The sequence below is a fragment of the Pseudomonas sp. SA195 genome (assembly GCF_054131565.1).
On sequence record NZ_CP096392.1, the window covers coordinates 1,453,363 to 1,474,008 of the forward strand.

Here is a 20,646-nt window from a genome sequence, read left to right on the forward strand (position 1 = left end):
AGTGGGTGGCGAATCGAATGCTCCGAGCATAGTCAGGCGTTGTTAACTTCTCAACCTCGAAACACAAGATGTTGTGTGACGCATCTATCGCGTTCGCTACTGCTGGTCTTGATTGCAATCAACGTTAAGGGCTGTCAGCCCGGGGCCCGCCTGTGCTTTTTGCGTGCTTAGGCGAGGCCGGCGCCGGCAGAAAGCGAGTGCAAAATTTTTTGCTTGCTTTTTTCGCCGTTTGTGTCTGCTTCGCTAAATACACCCAACATATGGGGTTAAAGCGGCTAGGGACGACAAGATAGTGCCCGTTTCACACGTGCGCAAGGCGCGAGAGCGGAACAACCTGTGGATAAGATGTGGGTGAGCTGTGCGCCATTCGGTCTATGCCTTGCCAGTACAGGGCTTGGCGGCGTTCGGATGAAATACCGGTCGCTCAGCCTCGTTTCGAGTGATGAAACGGCTGGGACGCAAACACTATATGTGGTGTTTTGTCAAAGTCGGGTTTTTGGATATCCAAGGCGCTGTGAGCGGACTTTTGACGGCGGTTATCGGGCCGTTCCGCGGTGCTGCACCAAGGCGCTGCGCTGGCGCTACAATGCCGGGCCGTTGTCTGGAGGGCGCATGGTGGATCAAGAGTCGTGGAACATCCTGATTGTCGAAGATGACCAACGGTTGGCCGCGCTCACGCGCGAATACCTTGAAGGCAACGGCCTGCGGGTAGCGATCGAGGGCGACGGTGCTGTCGCTGCCGAGCGCATCCTCACCGAACGCCCCGACCTGGTCGTGCTCGACCTCATGCTGCCCGGCGAAGACGGCCTGAGCATCTGCCGCAAGGTGCGCCACCGCTACGACGGCCCAATCTTGATGCTGACCGCGCGAGCGGATGACCTCGACCAGGTGATGGGGCTCGAGATCGGCGCCGATGATTATGTCTGTAAACCGGTGCGACCCCGGCTGCTGCTGGCGCGCATCCGTGCCTTGCTTCGTCGGCGGGAGGGGAGCGAGGCTGCGCCCGCGCCGAACAAGCGCCTGCAGTATGGGCCGCTGGTAGTCGACAGCGCGCTGCGTGAAGCCTGGCTGCGTGGAGAGAGCATCGAATTGACCGGTGCCGAATTCGACCTGCTGTGGCTGTTGACGTCCAACCCGGGCCGGATCATGTCTCGCGAACAGATCTTCGCCGAGCTGCGCGGTATCGAATACGACGGCCAGGATCGCTCCATCGATGTGCGCATCTCGCGCATCAGGCCCAAGATCGGGGACGACCCCGATCACCCGCGCCTGATCAAGACGGTGCGTGGCAAGGGCTATCTCTTCGTTTCCGAAGCAGCCGAAGCGCTGCAGTGAACTCCATATTCCTGCGGATCTACGGCGGCATGCTCGCCGTGCTGGTGCTGGTCGGCCTGCTGGGCACGGTTGCCTTGCAACAGCTCAACGAAGTCCGCGCCGACCACCATCGCGAAACCCTGGCCGCAGGTACCTTCCGCCTGATGGCGTACAACATGCAGAGCATGACGCCCATCGAGCGGCGCCAGGCAGCCAACCTTTGGGGTCGCTTGCTGGGCATCCCGCTGCGGGTGCGTACCTTGGAAGACGTCCGGTTGGAGCCGCGACTGGAAACGCGCCTGCTCAACGGGCAGGTGTTGGTCGAGCAGCTGCGGCCGAACAGCGTGACGGTGTATTCCTTGGTCAGCGGGACGGACCGGTTGGTGCTCACCGGCGAGGTCGAACAGCTCAGTGAGCAGCTGGCGCGGGCGACCATTTACCTGTTGATCGACGAGCTGGTCCGCTATCCCGAGGAGGAACAGCCGCAGCGCTTGGCTGAACTCAAGGAGGATCGCGGTTTCGGTTATGACCTGGAGCTGCTGACGCGCAACAGTGCCAGCCTCGACGACGACCAGCGTCGCCGACTCGACGAGGGCGATACCGTGATGGCGCTGGTGCGGGGTGGCGAGGCGATTCACGTGTTCGCGGCGGTCGCCGGCACGCCCTGGATCATGTCGATGGGGCCGCTGCATCAGTTCAACCCCTATCCCGCCGAATTGCTGATCGCCATCGCCGTGCTTGGCCTGTCGTTGATCGGCCTGACGGTTTATCTGCTGGTTCGCCATTTGGAGCAGCGCATGCGCGTGGTGGAGCGGGCGGCGACGCGCATCGCTGGCGGCAACCTCGAAACCCGCGTACCGGATGCCGGCACCGACTCGGTCGCACGGCTGGCTCGGGCGTTCAACGGCATGGCCAGCCACTTGCAACGCCTGCTGGCGGTGCAGCGCGAAATGGTCAGCGCCGTAGCCCACGAGCTGCGCACCCCCGTGGCACGCCTGCGCTTCGGGCTTGAAATGGCTGCTGACGCGCAAACTGCCGAAGCGCAGACCAAGTACCTGCACGGGATGGACGGTGACATCGATGACCTGGACCGGTTGGTCGATGAGATGCTCGTCTACACGCGCCTGGAACGCGGCTCGCCAGAGCTGAATTTCCAAGCGGTGGACTTGGCCGCGCTTGTCGATCAGGTCATCGGCGAGTTGGCGCCGTTACGCGCTGACGTTCAGGTCCTGCGTGGGCCGAGCAGCGAAGGCGACAGCCTTGTCGAGGGGGAGCCGCGTTACCTGCGCCGGGCGCTGAGCAACCTGGTCACCAATGCCATGCGCCATGCTGAATCACGCGTGGAGGTCAGTTTTCACCTCGATGCCGAGCGCGTGACGCTCTCCGTTGACGATGATGGCCCAGGCGTACCGGAAGAGGCGTGGGAGAAAGTGTTCACGCCCTTCCTGCGGCTGGATGACAGCCGCACCCGCGCCTCCGGAGGGCACGGTCTGGGCCTGTCGATCGTGCGGCGCATCACGTATTGGCATGGCGGCCGCTCTCACATCGGTCACAGTGAACTCGGTGGGGCGCGCTTCAGCCTGACATGGCCTCGTCGGCAGACGGCCAAGGTGCCGCGATAGCGCGACGGCAATGGCCGATGCCCAGCTACCAGCTAAGCGTGTGGAACGCTGATCAGGCTGAGCAGGTAACCGTCGAACAGGCAGAACTGGCCGTCGAGTTCGCTCCCGGCGCGCCACTCGGCGGACAGGTCTGTCAGCAGGCGCAGGCCGGCCGCCCCTTGGTCATCGTGATGAATGAGTTCCGCGTCCTGAAAATAGAAGCGCTTGTTCACCAGTGGGTAGAGCGCCTTGAACAGGCTTTCCTTGAAGGAAAAGGTCAGGGTGACGCGATGTGCGCGTTGCGTTTCGTCCAACGCGGCGTAGTCATGTAGCTCTGTGGGCGTCAGGATCTCGGCCGCCAGTCGATCGGCCCGGGCCACTGGCAGCAACTTTTCCACATCCAGCCCCAAGCCGCGCCAATACTCGTCGCGTGCGGTGATGGCTGCTGCCCAGCCGGCGCCATGGGTGATCGAGCCGACGGCGCCCGGCGGCCAGCAGGGCGCACGGTCCTCGCCGACTGTGGGAATGGCAGCCGTTCCGAGGGTGCGCTGTAGCGCCTCGCGTGCACAGAGCCGGCCAGCGAGAAATTCGGTGCGGCGTTTGTCTACGCCGTTTACCGGCGGCATGCCCCAGCGCAACAGGTCTTCCGGATCGAACCGGGTGGGGTCAAAGCGCGTACTGATCAACTGGGCGCCAGGCAACCGCTGGCGGAATGGCCAGGCGTCGTGCAATGGCGAGCAACAGGCGGGATGGGGCGAGTGGGCAGTCATGGCGCTAGTCTGCCGTATTCCCAGGCTTGCCGGGAGCGGCTGTGGCCGGGCGGGCCAGAATTCTGGGGGCGGCTTCGATGATCTGGCGCGACAGGTTCTCCATCCGCGGCGACTGCACTTTCCAGGTGTGCCAGTACAGCGCGATGTCCAGTGGTGCGTCGGGAGCCAGATCGACGACGTCGCCGTGCGCCAGTGCCTCTCCGAGCAGCAGCTCCGGCACCATGCCGTAGCCCAGCCCGTAGCGAATCGCGCTGAAGTGCGGTTCGGCGCCGGGTACGAAGTGGCAGGGGTAGGCGCCGTCCGGCAGGCCTAGCTGGTTGAGCAGGAAGGAGGCGGTGAGGCTGTCCTTGCGCGTGTAGGCAACGACCGGTGCCTTGCGTGCCGCCGCTCGGGTCAGGCCGTTGCCAAAGTGCTGCTGGCGAAAGGCGCTGGAGGTGACCAACCGGTAGCGCATGCTGCCCAGCGGGCTGGCGGTGCAACCGCGCATGGGCTTTGGTTCGGTGCTGATGCAGCCGATCGCCAGGCCAGTTTCCAGCAGGTTGTAGGTGTGGTCCTGGTCTTCGACGGTCAGGTCCAGCAGCACGCGTTCGCGAATCAGCACCTCGGACAGCGCCGGGAAGAACCAGGTGCCGAGGCTGTCGGCATTCAGCGCGGCGACCACCACTAGCGGCGCATCGCTGCGCTCGGCCAGTTCAGCAAGCAGATCGGCTTCCAGCAATTTCGCGCGTTTGAGGTATTGCAGCAGCCGCCGGCCGGTCTCGGTCGGGCGGCACGGCCGGCTTCGCACGACCAGGGCATTGCCCAAGGCACTTTCCAGTGCGCGCACGCGTTGCGAGATGGCCGGTGGGGTGAGGTGTAGCTGCACGGCGGCCTGCTCGAAGCTGCCGGTACGGATGACCGCGCGAAAGGCCTCAGTCTGCTTGGGGTCGAGATTCAAGCGGGTTTTCCTTGATTAAGGAAATATTTGTATAGCCTACATTTGCTTAGCCAGGCCGATTGTTCGGAAGTGTGCCCCATAATCGCGCGCCTTTCACCCGCCGTGCCCCGTTTGGAGTCGCCATGGAACTGCTGCATGTCATCTACCTGGTCGCCATTACTGCCGAAGCCATGTCCGGCGCCATCATGGGGATGCGCCGGGGGATGGACCTGTTCGGCATCTGCCTGCTGGGCACCGTGACGGCATTGGGCGGTGGAACGGCACGCGACGTGTTGCTCGGCCATTACCCCATCGGCTGGATCGCTCACCCGGAGTACCTCGCGTTCACCGTGGGGGCGGCGATCGTGACTGCCATGGTGGCGCGGCATATGCACCACCTGCGGCAGGTATTTCTGCTCGTCGACGGATTGGGACTGGTGGCCTTCACAGTGATCGGCTGCGGCGTGGCGATGGAAATGGGCGTTCACCTGTCGATCGTCGTGCTGGCGGGCGTCATCACCGGTGTTTTCGGCGGCCTGCTACGCGACATCCTGTGCAACGAGGTACCGATGGTGTTGCAACGCGAGCTGTACGCCACCGTGGCCTTGTTCACCGGCGTGCTCTACGTCGGGCTGCTGTGGTTGGGCGTCAGCAATTCGATCGCTTCGCTGGCGACGCTTTGCGCCGGCTTTCTCTTCCGCGTGCTGGCCATGACCTTCCACTGGAAACTGCCGGATTTCCAGGGCCGGGATATTCGCGGTCTGGACTGACCGGCAAGCCGGGTGCGCCCCGTCGCCTGAGCGCGCTACTGAGCAGATTCCAGCCCGCCGAGCCGCTACACTAGCGCGCTGGTTAACAAGGGGATGGATCCGTGCTCAAAGACCTGGGAATCAAAAGTCGCGTACTGGCGCTGACGCTGCTGCCAGCCACGGCGTTGGCCGTGATACTGGGCATCTATTTCACCTGGATGCAGCTGTCGGAAATGCGCCACCAGCTCGACGAGCGCGGCCAGTTGGTGGCCCAGCAACTGGCGCCTCTGGCGGCGCCGGCGATGGCCCAGGGCTACAGCAAGCGGCTGCAGCGCATTCTCAACCAGGTGCTCGACCAGCCCGACGTGCGCGCCGTGACCATCCTCGATACCGAGCGCAACGTGCTGGCCCACGCCGGGCCGAATATGGTCACCCCCTCGCCGCCGGCCGATCCCGAGGCCCTGACCCGCGTCAGCAGCGTCGATACGACGCGCATCCTGCTGCCGATCCTCGGCAAGCACCTCAACCTGGCGGCGGACAGCCTCGGCAACGACATGCGCCAGATCGGCTGGCTCGAACTCGAGCTGTCGCATCAGGGCACCCTGTTGCGCGGCTACCGCAGTCTATTCACCAGCTTGTTGCTGATTGGCGCGGGCTTGATCATCACCGCGCTGTTGGCGCTGCGCATGAGCGGTGCCATCAGCCGGCCGCTGCACAAGGTCAAGATGGCCGTGGCGCAGCTCAAGGAGGGCCATCTGGAAACCCGCCTTCCTCCGCTCGGCAGCCATGAAATGGACGAGCTGGCGGCAGGCATCAACCGCATGGCCGAGGCGCTGCTCAGCGCCCGTGAGGAGCTGCAGCAGAGCATCGACCAGGCCACCGAGGACGTACAGCAGAACCTCGAAACCATCGAGATCCAGAACATCGAGCTGGACCTGGCGCGCAAGGAAGCCCTGGAGGCCAGCCGCATCAAGTCCGAGTTCCTGGCCAACATGAGCCACGAAATCCGTACGCCGCTCAACGGCATCCTTGGCTTCACCCATTTGCTGCAAAAAAGCGACCTGACACCGCGTCAGCAGGATTACCTGTCGACCATCGAAAAGTCCGCTGACAGCCTGCTCGGGATCATCAACGAGATCCTCGACTTCTCGAAGATCGAGGCCGGCAAGCTGGTGCTCGACAGCATCCCGTTCAACCTGCGCGACCTGATCGAAGACACCCTGACCATCCTCGGGCCAGCGGCACATTCCAAACACCTGGAACTGGTCAGCCTGGTTTACCGCGACACGCCGCTGTCGCTGGTGGGTGATCCGTTGCGGCTCAAGCAGGTGCTGACCAACCTGGTGAGCAATGCGATCAAGTTCACCAACGAGGGCACCATCGTCGTGCGGGCCATGGTCGAGGACGAGCGCGGCGACCGTGCGCAGCTGCGCATCAGCGTGCAGGACACAGGCATTGGCCTGACCGACCAGGACATGCGCTCGCTGTTCCAGGCCTTCAGCCAGGCGGACAATTCGCTGTCGCGCCAACCAGGCGGCACCGGCCTGGGCCTGGTCATTTCCAAGCGCCTGATCGAACAGATGGGTGGCGAGATCGGCGTCGACAGCATTCCAGACGAAGGGTCCGAGTTCTGGATCAGCCTCAGCCTGCCCAAGGCGCGCGACGACATCGAGGACTTGCCCCGTGCCGTGTTGCTCGGTCGCCGGGTCGGCTTGTTGGAAGCACACCCGCTGGCGCGCCAGGCACTGCAACATCAGCTGGAGGGCTGTGGCCTGGAGGTGTTGTCGTTCGACACGCTCGACCAGTTGCAGGACGCCGTCGCCGAGGCGCGCACGGGCGACACGCCGATCGAAATCGCCGTGCTCGGCGTGACCAGCCGCGAAATCGCACCCCAGCCGCTGTGCCAGCGGTTGTGGGAGTTCGAGGGGCTGGGCTGCAAGTGCATCGTGTTGTGCCCGACCACCGAGCAGGCGCATTACCACGAGGCCTTGCCGGAATCCCACACTCATACCCAGCTGCAGGGCAAACCGGCCTGCACCCGCAAGCTGCAGCGCGTGCTGCTCGATCTGCTGCGCCCGGCGCAGGCTATTGTCGATCTGCCGTTGCTGCCGGAAAGTCGCCCACCGCGTGTGTTGTGCGTCGACGACAACCCCGCCAACCTGCTGCTGCTCGAAACCCTGCTCAACGACATGGGCGGGGAGGCCGATGCGGTCAGCAGCGGCCAGGAGGCGCTCGAAGCAGTCAAGCGCAAGAGCTATGACATGGTGTTCATGGACGTGCAGATGCCCGGCATGGACGGCCGCCAGACCACTGAGGCGATCCGCCAGTGGGAAGTCGACAGCGGCCAACCGCCGTTGCCGATCATCGCCCTGACGGCGCATGCGCTGTCCAACGAGAAGCGCTCGCTGTTGCAGAGTGGGTTGGACGACTACCTGACCAAACCGGTCAGCGAGCGGCAATTGGCGCAGGTCGTGCTCAAGTGGACCGGCTTGCCGCTGACGCGAAGCTTCCTGGCCGCGCCCATCGAGCCAGTACCGCTGGAAAACAACCTCAAGGTATTGGATGCCGAAGAGGGCTTGCGCCTAGCCGCCGGCAAGGCTGATCTCGCAGCGGACATGCTGAGCATGCTGTTGGCAACGCTGGAAGACGACCGCCGGGCGATCCGTGACGCCCGCCTGGCCGGCGACCAGCAGGGCATGATCGACCGCGTGCACCGCCTGCACGGTGCCACGCGGTATTGCGGCGTGCCTCAGCTACGCGCGGCGTGCGAGCGCAGCGAGACCTTGCTCAAGCAGAACCACCCCAGCGCCGCGCAGGCGCTGGACGAGCTGGACAGTGCGATCGAGCGACTCGAACACGAAGCGCGGGTAGTCTGATCGCGCCTGCACGCTGAGTTCGGCCCGGGGTCGGGCCTCCACGAAGTCAGGCGTGAGCACGGCTTTGTAGGAGCCGCGCCCTCGCGGCGAATGCGTAAGCGTCCCTGGCGGGTTATTCGCCCATCACTACGCCTTCCCGTCGCGGGTCGGCGCCGCCGAACCAGCCGTCCTCGGTGCGCTGGATGGCCTGAAGGCCGCTGGTCATTTCCATCTCGTTGACCTCATGCCCACGCGCCTCGAGCGCTCTCGGCGTGGCGGGTGGGAAGCGGCCGGCTTCGAGCACTGTGGGGCCGTTGAAGCTACCGAAGTTTGGCAGGTCGATGGCTCGCTGCGCATCGAGCCCCCACCCGTACATGCCGAGCAACGTCTTGGCCGTGAAATGAATGATGGCCGCGCCGCCCGGCGAGCCAACACTTGCCAGCAGCGTCTCCCCAGTGGCATCGAACACCAGCGTCGGGCTCATGCTCGAGCGTGGCCGTTTATTCGGCTCGACCCGGTTGGCAACTGGGCGGCCGTCGGCGTCACGTGGCTCGAAGGCGAAGTCGGTCAGTTCGTTGTTCAGCAGGTAGCCGCCAGGTAGGCCCGTGCCGCCATCGTTAAGCAGGCGAGACCCGAAGCCTTGCTCGATGGTGGTGGTCATGGCGAGGGCGTTGCCGTCGGCATCGACGATGCTGATGTGGCTGGTTCCATACTCAGGCTGTTCAGGCTGAGACGCCAAGGCGACCGGAATCGGACCCGGCTCGCCGGGCTGCGCGGTGCCCATGCTGCGTGGGCCGATCAGCTCAGCGCGTTGGCGAAGGTAGTCAGGGGCCAGCATGCTGTTCCACGTGCGCCCCGGAACCGGCACGAAATCCGGGTCAGCCAGGTATTTCGCACGGTCGGCATAGGCCAGGCGCGAGGCTTCGCTGTAGCGGTGCAGGAAATCGACGGAGGGCACGCCCTGGTCCAGCGGCGGCAGCGGGCCGAGGTGTTCGAGGATGCCAAGGATCTGCATCTGGGTGATGTGCCCGGACGATGGCGGCGGGAATCCACATACCTGGTATTGCGACTGCCAGAGCGTGCAGATCGGGTCGCGCTGGCGGGGCTCGTAGACGTTCAAATCGCTCAAGGCGATCTGCCCCGGGTTGGTCGGATGGTCGTTGACCTGCTTGACCAGCGCATAGGCGTTCTTGCCTTCGTAAAAAGCGCTGCTGCCGTCCTCGGCGATGGCCTGAAGCAGCTCCGCCAGCGCAGGATTACGCAGGCGATGGCCCACGGGCCAGGGCGTACCGTCCGGTTGGTAATAGAAAGCAGCAGCGGGCGGGTTGTCGCGCAGCGATGGGTCGCTCTGCAGCAGTGCATGCAGCCGCGGGCTCACCTCGAAACCGTCTTGTGCCATGCGGATCGCCGGTTGCAATAGATCGCGCCACGGCAACTTGCCGTACTGGCTGTGTGCCTTTTCGAGCATCTTGAGGGTGCCCGGCACGCCAACGGAGCGGCCGCCGACCACCGCTTTCTGGAACGCCATCGGCGTGCCGTCGGGTTCGAGAAACAGCGTCTCGTCGACCGCGGCAGGCGCGGTTTCGCGACCATCGAGCGCGACGATCTCCTGGCCGTCCCAGTGCAGCAGGAAGGCGCCGCCGCCGATGCCGCTCGACTGCGGCTCGACCAGGGTCAGCACCATCTGCACCGCGATGGCAGCGTCCAGCGCGCTGCCACCGGCCTTGAGAACGTCGTAGCCGGCTTGGGTCGCCAGCGGGTTGGCCGCTGCCACGGCGAAGCGGTCGGCCTGCCAACCGGGCTTGGGTGTGTAGCCGCTGCCTGCCTCGGGCGAGGGGGGCGTGGTGTCGTCGGTTCGATCGTTGTGGGTGCAAGCGGCGAGCGCCGCGAGAAGGGCGGCGGGGACCAGTAAGGCACGTCCGTTGAGCATGCGGTGTTCCTTGTCATAGAGCGGGATGTCGGTTCTATAGACCTAGACGACGAAGCAGGTTCTGCCAAGGCAGATCGAAACGAGGCGATACAGATAACCGGGGCAATGCCAGCCCGCTCGCGGCATTCATGCGGTGCGGCAACGGAGCAGCGGTCTGCCCGACGCCTCGGGTTGCCGGTATCATGTGCGCCTTTCTCATGCCGTGCGGTACATCGAAGTCATGACCATTCAGTACCCGACCATCGCCGATTGCGTCGGCAATACCCCACTGGTTCGTTTGCAGCGCCTGCCTGGCGAAACCAGCAACACCATCCTGCTTAAACTCGAAGGCAACAACCCCGCCGGGTCCGTGAAGGATCGCCCGGCCTTGTCGATGATTGCGCGCGCTGAGGCTCGGGGCGACATCAAGCCTGGCGATACGCTGATCGAGGCCACTTCCGGCAACACCGGTATCGCCCTGGCGATGGCCGCTGCGATCAAGGGTTATCGCTTCATCCTGATCATGCCGGACAACTCCAGCGCCGAACGCAAGGCCGCAATGACCGCCTACGGCGCTGAGCTGATCCTGGTCAGCAAAGAGGAGGGCATGGAGGGCGCGCGTGACCTGGCGTTGCGCATGCAGGCTGAGGGGCGTGGCAAGGTGCTCGACCAGTTTGCCAACGGCGACAATCCAGAAGCGCACTACACCAGCACCGGCCCGGAAATCTGGCGGCAAACGGGCGGCAGCATTACCCATTTCGTCAGCTCCATGGGCACCACCGGCACCATCATGGGCGTGTCGCGCTATCTCAAGGAGCAGAGCCCGGATGTACAGATTATCGGGCTGCAGCCGATGGAGGGCGCGGCGATCCCCGGCATCCGCCGTTGGCCGCAGGAGTACCTGCCCAAGATTTACCAGGCCGACCGGGTCGATCGCATCGTCGACATGAGCCAGGCGAAGGCGGAGGACGTCATGCGCCGATTGGCGCGCGAGGAGGGCATCTTCTGTGGCGTCTCTTCCGGCGGCGCGGTGGCGGCGGCCTTGCGTCTGTCGCAAGAACTGGAGAACGCGGTGATCGTGGCGATCATCTGTGACCGAGGCGACCGCTACCTGTCCACAGGTGTCTATGATCAGCCGCGCTGAAATACGCGTCCGCCGGCAGGGTGTACGTTAAATGGCCAGACGCAGCAGCGGATTGCGCTTCCAGCCCAGCGGCGGCGAACGCAAGGCGCAGATTCCGACCGGCAAGAAGCAGCGCGTAGAAGTACAGCGCCTGGCCAATGATGGCCGCGGCATTGCCTTTGTCGAGGGGCGCACCTGGTTCGTCGAGGGCGCGCTGCCGGGCGAAAGCATCGAGGCGCGTGTGCTTGGCGCGCGCAGCCAGATCGTAGAGGCGCGCACCGAACGGGTGCTTACCGCCAGTTCGGTGCGTCGCGAGGAGCCGTGCATCCATGCTCGCGTCTGTGGCGGCTGCAACCTGCAGCACCTGCCGGGCGCCGAACAGCTGGCACTGAAACAGCGCAGCCTCGCCGAGCAATTGTCGCGGCTCGCTGGAGTCGAGCCGCTGCAGTGGGCCGACCCGCTGAGCGGGCCGGACTTCGGCTACCGCCGCCGCGCACGGCTGGCGGTGCGCTGGGACCCACAGGCGCGTCGGCTGAACGTTGGCTTTCGCGCCAGCGCGAGCCAGGACATCGTCTCGATCCAGGAGTGCCCAGTGCTGGTACAGCCCTTGCAGACGCTGTTGCCGGCATTGCTGGCCGTCTTGCATGGGCTCGCTCGGCCGCAGGCCATCGGGCATGTCGAACTCTTCAGCGGAACGGCCGAAGCCGTGCTGGTGTGGCACACCGCGCCGCTGGTGGATGACGATGTACAGCAGTTGAAGGCGTTCGCCGATGCGCAGGGCGTGCAGCTCTGGTTGCAGGGTGACGGCGAGCCGCAGCCAGCCGAGGTGGGCGCGACGCTGGGGTATCGCTTGCCGGCGTGGGCATTGGAACTGGCATGGCGACCGGGCGACTTCGTGCAGGTCAACGCGCCGGTGAACGAGGCGATGATCGCCCAGGCGCTGGATTGGCTGAAACCGGCGCCGGGTGAGCGGGTGCTGGATCTGTTTTGCGGCCTGGGCAACTTTGCGTTGCCGCTGGCCCGGTCCGGCGCGGAGGTCACCGGCGTGGAGGGCGTGGCAGAAATGGTCGATCGAGCGCGCACCAATGCCCAGCGCAACGGTCTGGATAATGCGCACTTTCATCAGGCGGACCTGTCGAAGCCGCTGGCCGAGGCCCCGTGGGCATCGGGCGGCTTCTCAGCCGTGCTGCTCGATCCGCCACGTGATGGCGCCTTGGAGGTCGTCAGGCAAATCGAGACCATTGGCGCAGAGCGTGTGGTCTATGTTTCGTGTAACCCTGCGACCCTCGCGCGTGATACGGCCGAGCTGGTTCGTCAGGGGTATCGGTTGGAGCGGGCAGGCGTGCTGGACATGTTCCCGCAGACCGCGCATGTCGAGGCCATGGCGCTGTTTCGGCGGCCTGCCTAGCGCAGCGATTGCAGGCATATGCCTGAGGTTTTATCGACCGACCCCAGAAAGTCGGCGTATTCGACGCAGCGATGCGTAAAGGGAAGGCAGAAAGATGGTCCAGGTCAGAGCGCTTCAGCCAATCAACACCGACGGCAGTATCAATCTCGAAGGCTGGCTCGATCATGTGCTGGGGATGGACCCGGCACTCAACCGCGACGCGCTCAAGCAGGCGTGCGAATTTGCGCGTGCGGCCGAGCAGCAAGCCAACGCCGCGCAAAACCTGTGGAGCGAGGGCACGTCTAGCTACCAGACAGGGCTGGAGATTGCCGAGATTCTCGCCGACCTCAAGCTCGATCAGGACAGCCTCGTCGCTGCCGTGATGTACCGCGGCGTGCGAGAGGGCAAGATTCAGCTCGCCGATGTGCAGCAGACATTCGGTCCGGTGGTGGCCAAACTGATCGAAGGCGTGCTGCGCATGGCTGCCATCAGCGCCAGTCTCAACCCGCGCGAATCGCTGGTGCTCGGCACCCAGACGCAGGTCGAGAACCTTCGCAAGATGCTGGTGGCGATGGTCGACGACGTGCGCGTTGCCTTGATCAAGCTGGCCGAACGTACTTGCGCCATCCGCGCGGTGAAGCATGCAGACGACGACAAGCGTCATCGCGTTGCCCGCGAAGTGTTCGATATCTACGCGCCGCTGGCCCATCGCCTGGGCATCGGCCATATCAAGTGGGAGCTGGAAGACCTCTCCTTCCGCTACCTGGAACCAGAACAGTACAAGCAGATCGCCCAGTTGCTGCATGAGCGACGGTTGGATCGCGAGCAATACATCCAAAGCGTCGTGCAGCAACTGAAGGACGAGCTGAACGCCGCCGGCATCCATCCCGAGATCGACGGTCGCGCAAAACACATCTATTCCATCTGGCGGAAGATGCAGAAGAAGGGCTTGCAGTTCAGCCAGATCTACGACGTTCGCGCCGTGCGGGTGCTCGTCCCTGAGATCCGCGACTGCTACACCGCGCTCGGCATCGTGCATACCTTGTGGCGGCACATTCCGCGCGAGTTCGACGACTACATCGCCAACCCCAAGGAAAACGGCTATCGCTCGCTGCACACCGCGGTTCTCGGCCCGGAGGGCAAGGTGCTCGAGGTGCAGATCCGCACCCAGGCCATGCACGAGGAAGCCGAGCTGGGCGTGTGCGCCCACTGGCGCTACAAGGGCACGGACGTCAACTCCAGCTCCAACCACTACGAGGAAAAGATCGCCTGGCTGCGGCAGGTGCTCGAGTGGCATGAAGAGCTGGGTGACATCGGCGGGCTGGCCGACCAGCTGCGCGTGGATATCGAGCCGGACCGTGTCTACGTGTTTACCCCCGACGGCCACGCCATCGACCTGCCCAAGGGCGCCACGCCGCTGGACTTTGCCTATCGGGTGCACACCGAAATTGGCCACAACTGCCGGGGTGCCAAGGTCAACGGCCGCATCGTGCCGCTCAACTACAGCCTGCAGACCGGCGAGCAGGTCGAGATCATCACCAGCAAGCACGGCTCGCCCAGTCGCGACTGGCTGAACCCTAACCTCGGCTACATCACCACCTCGCGCTCGCGCGCCAAGATCGTTCACTGGTTCAAGCTGCAGGCACGCGACCAGAACGTCGCGGCCGGCAAGGCGCTGCTGGAGCGCGAGCTGGGGCGCCTCGATCTGCCGCCGGTGGACTTCGACAAGCTCGCTGAAAAGGCCAATCTCAGGACCGCCGAAGACATGTTCGCCGCGCTCGGGGCTGGCGACCTGCGCCTGTCTCAGTTGGTGAACCATGCGCAGCAGCTCGTCGAGCCCGAGGATGGCGGCACCGACCAGCTCGAACTGATTCCCAAGCGCCCGACCAGCACCAAGCCCGGCAAGCGTGGCGATGTGCAGATTCAGGGCGTCGGCAACCTGCTCACTCAGATGGCGGGCTGCTGCCAGCCGCTGCCGGGCGACCCGATCGTCGGCTATATAACCCTCGGGCGCGGGGTCAGCATCCATCGCCAGGACTGCGCGTCCGTGCTGCAGCTGGCTGGGCGTGAGCCGGAGCGGATCATCCAGGTCAGCTGGGGGCCGATCCCCGAGAAGACATACCCGGTCGACATCATCATCAAGGCGTATGACCGCTCCGGCCTGCTGCGCGACGTCTCGCAGATCTTGCTCAACGAGCGGATCAATGTGCTGGCCGTCAACACCCGCTCCAACAAGGAAGACAGCACTGCGCTGATGTCGCTGACCATCGAGATTCCCGGGTTGGGCGCGCTGGGGCGCCTGTTGGGGCGGATATCGCAGCTGCCGAACATCATCGAGGCGAAGCGTCAACGCACCACCTGACCTGCTCCGAGCTGCTGCACTCGATCTGGGGTTGTTGAAGCCTAACCCGCTCTTTGCTCGCGACGCGCGTGGCCAGATGCACGAGTGGAGAGAGTCCGGATGGCAACAGCCAAATCCGGTCGTTCAGCAGGCGGTGGCCTTGTCTGGCCTCGGCACGCGACGGTTCGCTTCTTCGAAGGGATGTCGCGCTCGCCTGCACCGCAACTCGCCCGAGCGCAATACGCCCCATGCTTCAAGAGGATTTTGCATGTACCACCTCCCTGACCTGCTGCACCTCATGGCCCGGCTACGTGATCCGCAGCACGGCTGCCCATGGGATCTGAAGCAGGACTACGCCAGCATCGTCCCGCATACCTTGGAAGAAGCCTATGAAGTGGCCGATGCCATCGAACGTAGCGATTTCGACCATCTGCCCGGCGAGCTGGGCGACCTTCTGTTCCAGGTCGTCTACTACAGCCAACTGGCGAAAGAGGAGGGACGGTTCGGCTTCGATACGGTAGTCGATGCCATTACCCGCAAACTGATCCGCCGCCATCCGCATGTATTTCCCGACGGTGATCTGTATGGTTCGCCCGAGCTGCCGCGCCTGGACGATGTCCAGATCAAGCAGCGCTGGGAAGCCATCAAAGCGGAGGAGCGCGCTGAGAAGGCCGATGCACCCGAGCAGTTGTCGCTGCTCGACGACGTGCCTCATGCCCTGCCGGCGTTGAGCCGCGCGGCCAAGTTGCAGAAGCGTGCGGCCCAGGTGGGGTTCGATTGGCCAGAAGCGCTGCCGGTGGTGGACAAGGTGCGCGAGGAGCTGGGCGAGGTGCTCGAAGCCATGAGCGCGGACGATCCACAGGCCATCGCCGAGGAGTTGGGTGATTTGCTGTTCGTCACGGTGAATCTGGCCCGCCACCTCAAGGTCGATCCCGAGGATGCCTTGCGGGCAGCCAACCGCAAATTCGAACGGCGCTTTCGCTTTATCGAAACGACATTGCGCGAACGGGGCCAGCCCATCGAACGATGCGACCTCGCAGCGCTCGACGCGCTGTGGGATGAAGCAAAAAAACAGCTGGAAGCGAAGGGCTAAACGCCAGCGAAGCCGGTGGCACCCTATTCACGCGTCGTTGAGTCGGGTAGCACGCTTTCGTCTTCCGGCATCGGGCGCCAGCCGTTAAGCTCCATCCCGTCTTTTCAATCCCGATAGTACGAGCCGACACATGAGTCTTTCCCTTCGCGACCAGCTACTCAAAGCCGGGCTGGTCAATGAGAAGCAGGCCAAGCAGGCCGGCAAGCAGCAGCAGAAACAGCAGCGCCTTGTAAAAAAGGGGCAAGCCCAGAAGGACGACTCTCAGCGCGAAGCGGCGCTGAAGGCGCATGCCGAAAAGCAGGCCCGCGACCAGGAATTGAACCGCCAGCAGCAGGAAAAAGCCGAGCAGAAGGCACGTGCAGCGCAGGTCAAGCAGCTGATCGAAGGCAGCCGCCTGCCCAAGCTGACCACCGAGGATTACTACAACTTTGTCGACGACAAGAAGGTCAAGCGCCTGTCGGTCAACAAGCTGATGCGCGATAAGCTGTCCAGTGGATCACTGGCGATCGTGCGTCACGGCGGTGGCTACGAAGTGATTCCGCGTGAAGCCGCGTTGAAGATCCAGGAACGCGACCCACGCCGCATCGTTCAGCTCAATACCCAGACCGAAGCACCGGACGCCGACGATCCGTACGCCGCTTACCAGATTCCTGATGACCTGATGTGGTAAGCGTCCGCTGAATTGAGGGCGCGTCTGCACGCTCAGCAACCTTAGTGGTGTTGCTGTTGTATGGGCTGGGCTGATCGCAAACGCGCGCCGGTTCGCGAGCAAGCTCGCTCCTACAGACAGGGGATGAGAGTGCTTCGCGTCGCTATGGATCGCCAGCAAGCTGGCTCCTACGGATGGGGGACGGCTGTGCTTCGCGCTGTTTTGGTCAATCGTGACGCGTCCCCCAAACCAACAGCGTTGGCCAGCCACTTGTGTAGGAGCGAGCTTGCTCGTGATCAGCAGGTTCGGCGTCGCCATGGATCGCCAGCAAGCTGGCTCCTACAGATGGAGGCGGGTGTGCTTCGTGCTTGTGCCGACCCGTTGATGCCGCATCCAGCAGCCCAGCGGCATAGTGCGGTTGATTTTGTAGGAGCGAGCTTGCTCGCGATCCGGAGTTGCAGTATGGCGACCCGCTTCCACGCCCGACAGATGGACGGATTTATGGCGCTTGCCGGACCTCTACTGCTATAGCCCATCCGGGCTTGTGGAACCAGCAGGAGGACAGCGACATGGAAACCCATCCTTACGTGGACGAACTCGACACGTACAGCTTGCAGGCCAATGGCGTACCGGGTGACCCGGAAGAACCAGGTGTCCCAGATCTGCCCAGCGAGCCAGGCGAGCCGACCATTCCCGACCAGCCACCGCCAGCGCCCGTCGCGTGATCTGCTAGGCAGGCGATACCTGAGACGCCCGCGCGAGCAGGTCGACCACCTGCTCGTCAGGGGTCTGTTCGAAATTGCCGTAGTGGCAACCGACCCCGATGAACGGCTCGGGCATCGCCAGGCATATCAACTCGTCGACTTCCTCCCTCAGCATCTCGATTACGTCCCGCGGACCGACCGGCACAGCCAGCACCACGTGGCTTGGTTTCGATTGCTTGAGCCCTTTTAGCGCCGCCCGCACGGTAGCACCCGTGGCAATGCCATCGTCGATCACGATGACGCAGCGATTGGTTATCACAGGTGCCGGCCGCTCGCCGCAGTAGCGATGGCGTCGGCGTTCCAGTTCGCTGAGTTGCCGCTGCATTTCTTCGTCGAACCAGTTCGGCGGCGGTGCGATCTGGTTGAACAGTTCCTGATTGACTACCCACTTTGGCTCGGCACCATCGATAACCGCGCCCAGCGCCAGCTCCTCGTTGCCAGGCGCTCCGATCTTTCGCACCAGTACCAGATCGAGCGCTGCGTTGAGGCGTTGCGCCACCTCGAAGGCAACCGGAACCCCGCCGCGCGGCAGGGCAAGCACCAAGGGTTGTGCTTCTGCCAAGTGCTGCAGAGCTTCGGCTAATTCCAGGCCAGCATGGCTGCGGTCGCGAAACAGGTGGGACTCGGGCATTAAGGCGCGCATGGCTCACTCTCCGAATGGGTAGGTATCCGGAACGCTCTGATCATCGATCTGCTGTGGGCCGATCGGTTTGACCGCGGTGGTCTGTTCGAGCCAGAGCAGGGCGTCGAACTGTTCGGCAAGTATGGCTTGGAAATAATGGCTCTGGCGTTCAGTGGCCGGACGGTAGATCACGCCGATCGCCCGCTCCAGGCGGGGTTGTGCCAGCGCTTCGCGCAGCACGGGGTCGTCGCGCCAGTTGGTCAGGGACGCGGCGACTCCCGCCCGCAGAAATAGCTGCTCCCAGCTGCCCTCGAGGGACGGGCGGACCTGCTTGATCTGCATGGGCTCGTCCCAGTTGTCCGCGGCAGCCACCTCGCCGCGGTCGGTGCTCATGCCGATGAGTACGGCGTCGCGCCCATAGGCGGTGCGACACAACTCGCCAATGTTGAATTCGCCACGCCAGCCCATGGAGGTCGCTGCTGCGTTACCGATATGCGAGTTGTGGGCCCAGACCACCGCCTTGGCGGCGTCACCTCGACGCGCGAGCAGTGCGCGAAGTGTGTCGAACATGTGCCGGTCGCGCAGGTTCCAGGATTCGGTCGAGCCGCGGTACATCGCGCGGTAATACTGTTCGGCCGCTAGCACCACCCGCGCATTCTGCTCAGCATTGAAGAATTGGCCTCCGTCCTTTTGCAGATAGTCCAGTCGTTGACCAAGCAGAGCACGCAGCTGCTCCACCACTGCATCCTCGCAGGACGGCTCGCCGCGCATCACCTGGTGGCCATAGGCGGCCGGCTCGTCATGCCAGGGGCTCAGGCAGCCATAGCGCTGGCGGGCAGCCTGTGCAGCCGATGGGTCGACTTTGTCGAGATAGGTCAACACTTCCCGGATCGAGCTGCCTAGGCTGTAAACGTCCAGCCCGCGGAATTCGACGCGCTGCTCGGGCGCTTGCGCCGCGTTGTGCTCACGCAGCCAGGCGGTGAAATCTGCGACGTCGCGGTTGCGCCACATCCAGGTCGGAAAGCGGCGGAAGCCCTGCTCGAGCCATTCTGCCGGCGCCTGGTGGCGCACATCGCGGTCGATCATCGCGGCGTCCGGCCAGTCAGCCTCGGCGGCAACGATGGTGAAACCGTGCTGTTCGATCAGCCGGCGCGTAATGGCCGCGCGGGCTCGGTAAAACTCCGAAGTGCCGTGGCTGGCCTCGCCGATCAGCACCACGCGGGCATCGGCGAAACGGTCGAAGGCCTCGGCGAACGAGGGGGCGTCTATCGACGGCAACGGTTCAGCCTTCTGCTGTAGCAGGGTGATCAACTGCTCATCAGCCTGTTGCGGCGCGCGCGTGCGGGTGAGCGGCATGGCGTCATCTCCTTGGGCTTTCTACCGATGACCGACGCCGAACGGGGCTGTTCAGACCACTCGGCGGCTCGTCTACCGGCCAGCGGAGCGGCAGAACTAGATATCTGCAGCTAGCCTCTAAACACAGGCAACGCCGTTTCGGCCAGCCATTGCTGCCGAGGGCGCTATTGTTCAGAGGGGATATTCATGACGACCTGGATCATTGCTTACAGCAAAGACGGCAACACATCCATCCTCAGGACCGAGTCCGACCATAAGCCGGACATCGAAGAGGCCGTCGAATTGGTGACACGCAAGGCCGAGCAGGACTATGGCGATGAGGAAGACGCCTACGAGCACGATCCGGACGTCGAGGAAACACCCGCCACCCGGCTCGCCGAACGGTTCGGTATCACTGTGACCGGTATCAGCCAGGCCTGACCGTCAGGCCACCCGCCACACGCACTCGTCCCCAACCACATAGAGACGCCGGCCCGGGTCGGCGTCCAACTCCATCATTCCGGTGAAACTGCCAAAGGCAGGCAGAATGCTGACGTGTTCACCAATGCTGAAGCACGGCAGGCGTAGCCGCTGCCGGCCGCGGCCGCGCAGGCAGAAGGCCGGGTGCAGATGCCCGGCCAGGACGTGGTGGGTGGGGTGCGGGTGGGGCTCGTGTTGCAAGGCGAACGGCCCGAGCAGCAATGGCTCCGGGACGACGTCCAGGCCCAGGCTGGCCGGCGGATCGCCTGCGCGGCGGTCATGGTTGCCGCGCACGAGGGTAATCCTCAGCTCCGGATGGGTGCGACGCCAGTCGTGCAGCGGCGCGAGTGTGGACGGCACCTGCGATTCGGGGGCGTGAAGGAAGTCGCCAAGGAAGATCAGCCAGTCACTGGGATAGCGGGCCAGCAGCGCGTCGAGCTGCTGCAGGTTCGCTTGCGTCGTGCCGTGCGGCACCGGTTGGCCGAGCCGACGGTAAGCCGCTGCCTTACCGAAATGGATGTCGGCGACCAGCAGCGCCCGCCGTTCAGGCCAGTAGATGGCCTTGTCGGCAAGAAGCCACAGCTCGGTCTGTTGCAGCACGATGGGTAGGGAAGGGGACATGCGCGCCAGTGTATCGGCGTTCGGCGGCGCGCCCAAACTATCCAGCACGCCCTGTAGGAGCAGGCTCTGCCTGCGACTTGGCCGTTCAACCACCACGCCCGGTCGCAGGTAGAACCT

17 protein-coding genes are annotated in these 20,646 nt (G+C 64.2%); 11 read left to right on the forward strand and 6 right to left on the reverse strand.

What is annotated here, in order from left to right; translation table 11 throughout:
* Window positions 1–615: 615 nt before the first annotated feature.
* Window positions 616–1,335 carry a winged helix-turn-helix domain-containing protein gene (locus tag M1D78_RS06720; protein ID WP_437420380.1) on the forward strand — a complete coding sequence of 240 codons (720 nt, stop codon included), beginning with the start codon at window positions 616–618 and terminating at the stop codon, window positions 1,333–1,335.
* Entirely contained in the window at window positions 1,332–2,936 is a 1,605-nt protein-coding gene (locus tag M1D78_RS06725; protein WP_437419975.1) for an ATP-binding protein, read from the forward strand. The genes M1D78_RS06720 and M1D78_RS06725 overlap by 4 nt, the downstream gene beginning before the upstream one ends.
* A 32-nt stretch (window positions 2,937–2,968) precedes the next feature.
* On the opposite strand, the gene M1D78_RS06730 is transcribed toward M1D78_RS06725, so the two are convergent.
* A complete protein-coding gene (locus M1D78_RS06730; RefSeq protein ID WP_437419974.1) occupies window positions 2,969–3,685 on the reverse strand; it encodes a 4'-phosphopantetheinyl transferase family protein in 717 nt (238 codons plus the stop codon).
* Window positions 3,686–3,689: 4 nt separating this feature from the next.
* Window positions 3,690–4,622, reverse strand: a complete 933-nt coding sequence (locus M1D78_RS06735; protein ID WP_437419973.1) for an HTH-type transcriptional regulator ArgP — start codon at window positions 4,620–4,622, stop codon at window positions 3,690–3,692.
* 122 nt (window positions 4,623–4,744) lie between these two features.
* Between M1D78_RS06735 and M1D78_RS06740 the strand changes: the two genes are divergently transcribed.
* Window positions 4,745–5,371, forward strand: coding sequence for a trimeric intracellular cation channel family protein (locus M1D78_RS06740; protein WP_437419972.1), 627 nt, complete (start codon window positions 4,745–4,747; stop codon window positions 5,369–5,371).
* A 101-nt stretch (window positions 5,372–5,472) separates the two neighbouring features.
* Entirely contained in the window at window positions 5,473–8,226 is a 2,754-nt protein-coding gene (locus M1D78_RS06745; protein ID WP_437419971.1) for a response regulator, read from the forward strand.
* A gap of 112 nt (window positions 8,227–8,338) precedes the next feature.
* Here M1D78_RS06745 and ggt read toward each other — a convergent pair whose 3' ends face one another.
* Window positions 8,339–10,135, reverse strand: a complete 1,797-nt coding sequence (gene ggt / locus M1D78_RS06750; protein ID WP_437419970.1) for a gamma-glutamyltransferase — start codon at window positions 10,133–10,135, stop codon at window positions 8,339–8,341.
* Between the two features lie 220 nt (window positions 10,136–10,355).
* Here ggt and cysM point away from each other — a divergent pair, with 220 nt between their 5' ends.
* From cysM to M1D78_RS06780, 6 genes are all read left to right on the forward strand, one after another.
* Complete coding sequence (cysM, locus tag M1D78_RS06755) at window positions 10,356–11,258, forward strand: cysteine synthase CysM (RefSeq protein ID WP_437419969.1); 903 nt, start codon at window positions 10,356–10,358, stop codon at window positions 11,256–11,258.
* Between the two features lie 31 nt (window positions 11,259–11,289).
* Window positions 11,290–12,645 carry a 23S rRNA (uracil(1939)-C(5))-methyltransferase RlmD gene (rlmD, locus tag M1D78_RS06760; protein WP_437419968.1) on the forward strand — a complete coding sequence of 452 codons (1,356 nt, stop codon included), beginning with the start codon at window positions 11,290–11,292 and terminating at the stop codon, window positions 12,643–12,645.
* A 94-nt stretch (window positions 12,646–12,739) separates the two neighbouring features.
* Window positions 12,740–14,986, forward strand: a complete 2,247-nt coding sequence (gene relA, locus M1D78_RS06765) for a GTP diphosphokinase (RefSeq protein WP_437419967.1) — start codon at window positions 12,740–12,742, stop codon at window positions 14,984–14,986.
* Between the two features lie 247 nt (window positions 14,987–15,233).
* Complete coding sequence (mazG, locus tag M1D78_RS06770; RefSeq protein ID WP_437419966.1) at window positions 15,234–16,058, forward strand: nucleoside triphosphate pyrophosphohydrolase; 825 nt, start codon at window positions 15,234–15,236, stop codon at window positions 16,056–16,058.
* A 130-nt stretch (window positions 16,059–16,188) separates the two neighbouring features.
* Window positions 16,189–16,728: a DUF2058 domain-containing protein gene (locus tag M1D78_RS06775; RefSeq protein ID WP_437419965.1), complete on the forward strand. Its 540-nt coding sequence runs from the start codon at window positions 16,189–16,191 to the stop codon at window positions 16,726–16,728.
* A 548-nt stretch (window positions 16,729–17,276) separates the two neighbouring features.
* On the forward strand, window positions 17,277–17,432 hold the full coding sequence (locus M1D78_RS06780) for a hypothetical protein (protein WP_437419964.1): 156 nt from the start codon (window positions 17,277–17,279) through the stop codon (window positions 17,430–17,432).
* A 4-nt stretch (window positions 17,433–17,436) separates the two neighbouring features.
* Here M1D78_RS06780 and M1D78_RS06785 read toward each other — a convergent pair whose 3' ends face one another.
* Window positions 17,437–18,114 (reverse strand): phosphoribosyltransferase, encoded by a 678-nt coding sequence (locus M1D78_RS06785; protein ID WP_437419963.1) that lies wholly within the window; start codon window positions 18,112–18,114, stop codon window positions 17,437–17,439.
* 3 nt (window positions 18,115–18,117) lie between these two features.
* Window positions 18,118–19,449 carry an erythromycin esterase family protein gene (locus tag M1D78_RS06790; protein ID WP_437419962.1) on the reverse strand — a complete coding sequence of 444 codons (1,332 nt, stop codon included), beginning with the start codon at window positions 19,447–19,449 and terminating at the stop codon, window positions 18,118–18,120.
* A gap of 186 nt (window positions 19,450–19,635) precedes the next feature.
* Here M1D78_RS06790 and M1D78_RS06795 point away from each other — a divergent pair, with 186 nt between their 5' ends.
* Window positions 19,636–19,869, forward strand: coding sequence for a hypothetical protein (locus tag M1D78_RS06795; RefSeq protein WP_437419961.1), 234 nt, complete (start codon window positions 19,636–19,638; stop codon window positions 19,867–19,869).
* 3 nt (window positions 19,870–19,872) lie between these two features.
* Here the strand turns inward: M1D78_RS06795 and pdeM are convergent, their stop codons facing one another.
* On the reverse strand, window positions 19,873–20,529 hold the full coding sequence (gene pdeM / locus M1D78_RS06800) for a ligase-associated DNA damage response endonuclease PdeM (protein WP_437419960.1): 657 nt from the start codon (window positions 20,527–20,529) through the stop codon (window positions 19,873–19,875).
* Between the last annotated feature and the right edge of the window lie 117 nt (window positions 20,530–20,646).

Excerpts from the sequence above, each read along its gene's own strand:
- M1D78_RS06730 (WP_437419974.1), bottom strand. The coding sequence starts at position 3,685 with ATGACTGCCCACTCGCCCCATCCCGCCTGTTGCTCGCCATTGCACGAC.
- M1D78_RS06780 (WP_437419964.1), top strand. The coding sequence starts at position 17,277 with ATGGAAACCCATCCTTACGTGGACGAACTCGACACGTACAGCTTGCAG.
- rlmD (WP_437419968.1), top strand. The coding sequence starts at position 11,290 with ATGGCCAGACGCAGCAGCGGATTGCGCTTCCAGCCCAGCGGCGGCGAA.
- M1D78_RS06740 (WP_437419972.1), top strand. The coding sequence starts at position 4,745 with ATGGAACTGCTGCATGTCATCTACCTGGTCGCCATTACTGCCGAAGCC.
- M1D78_RS06785 (WP_437419963.1), bottom strand. The coding sequence starts at position 18,114 with ATGCGCGCCTTAATGCCCGAGTCCCACCTGTTTCGCGACCGCAGCCAT.
- relA (WP_437419967.1), top strand. The coding sequence starts at position 12,740 with ATGGTCCAGGTCAGAGCGCTTCAGCCAATCAACACCGACGGCAGTATC.
- M1D78_RS06790 (WP_437419962.1), bottom strand. The coding sequence starts at position 19,449 with ATGCCGCTCACCCGCACGCGCGCGCCGCAACAGGCTGATGAGCAGTTG.
- cysM (WP_437419969.1), top strand. The coding sequence starts at position 10,356 with ATGACCATTCAGTACCCGACCATCGCCGATTGCGTCGGCAATACCCCA.
- M1D78_RS06795 (WP_437419961.1), top strand. The coding sequence starts at position 19,636 with ATGACGACCTGGATCATTGCTTACAGCAAAGACGGCAACACATCCATC.
- pdeM (WP_437419960.1), bottom strand. The coding sequence starts at position 20,529 with ATGTCCCCTTCCCTACCCATCGTGCTGCAACAGACCGAGCTGTGGCTT.
- ggt (WP_437419970.1), bottom strand. The coding sequence starts at position 10,135 with ATGCTCAACGGACGTGCCTTACTGGTCCCCGCCGCCCTTCTCGCGGCG.
- M1D78_RS06775 (WP_437419965.1), top strand. The coding sequence starts at position 16,189 with ATGAGTCTTTCCCTTCGCGACCAGCTACTCAAAGCCGGGCTGGTCAAT.
- mazG (WP_437419966.1), top strand. The coding sequence starts at position 15,234 with ATGTACCACCTCCCTGACCTGCTGCACCTCATGGCCCGGCTACGTGAT.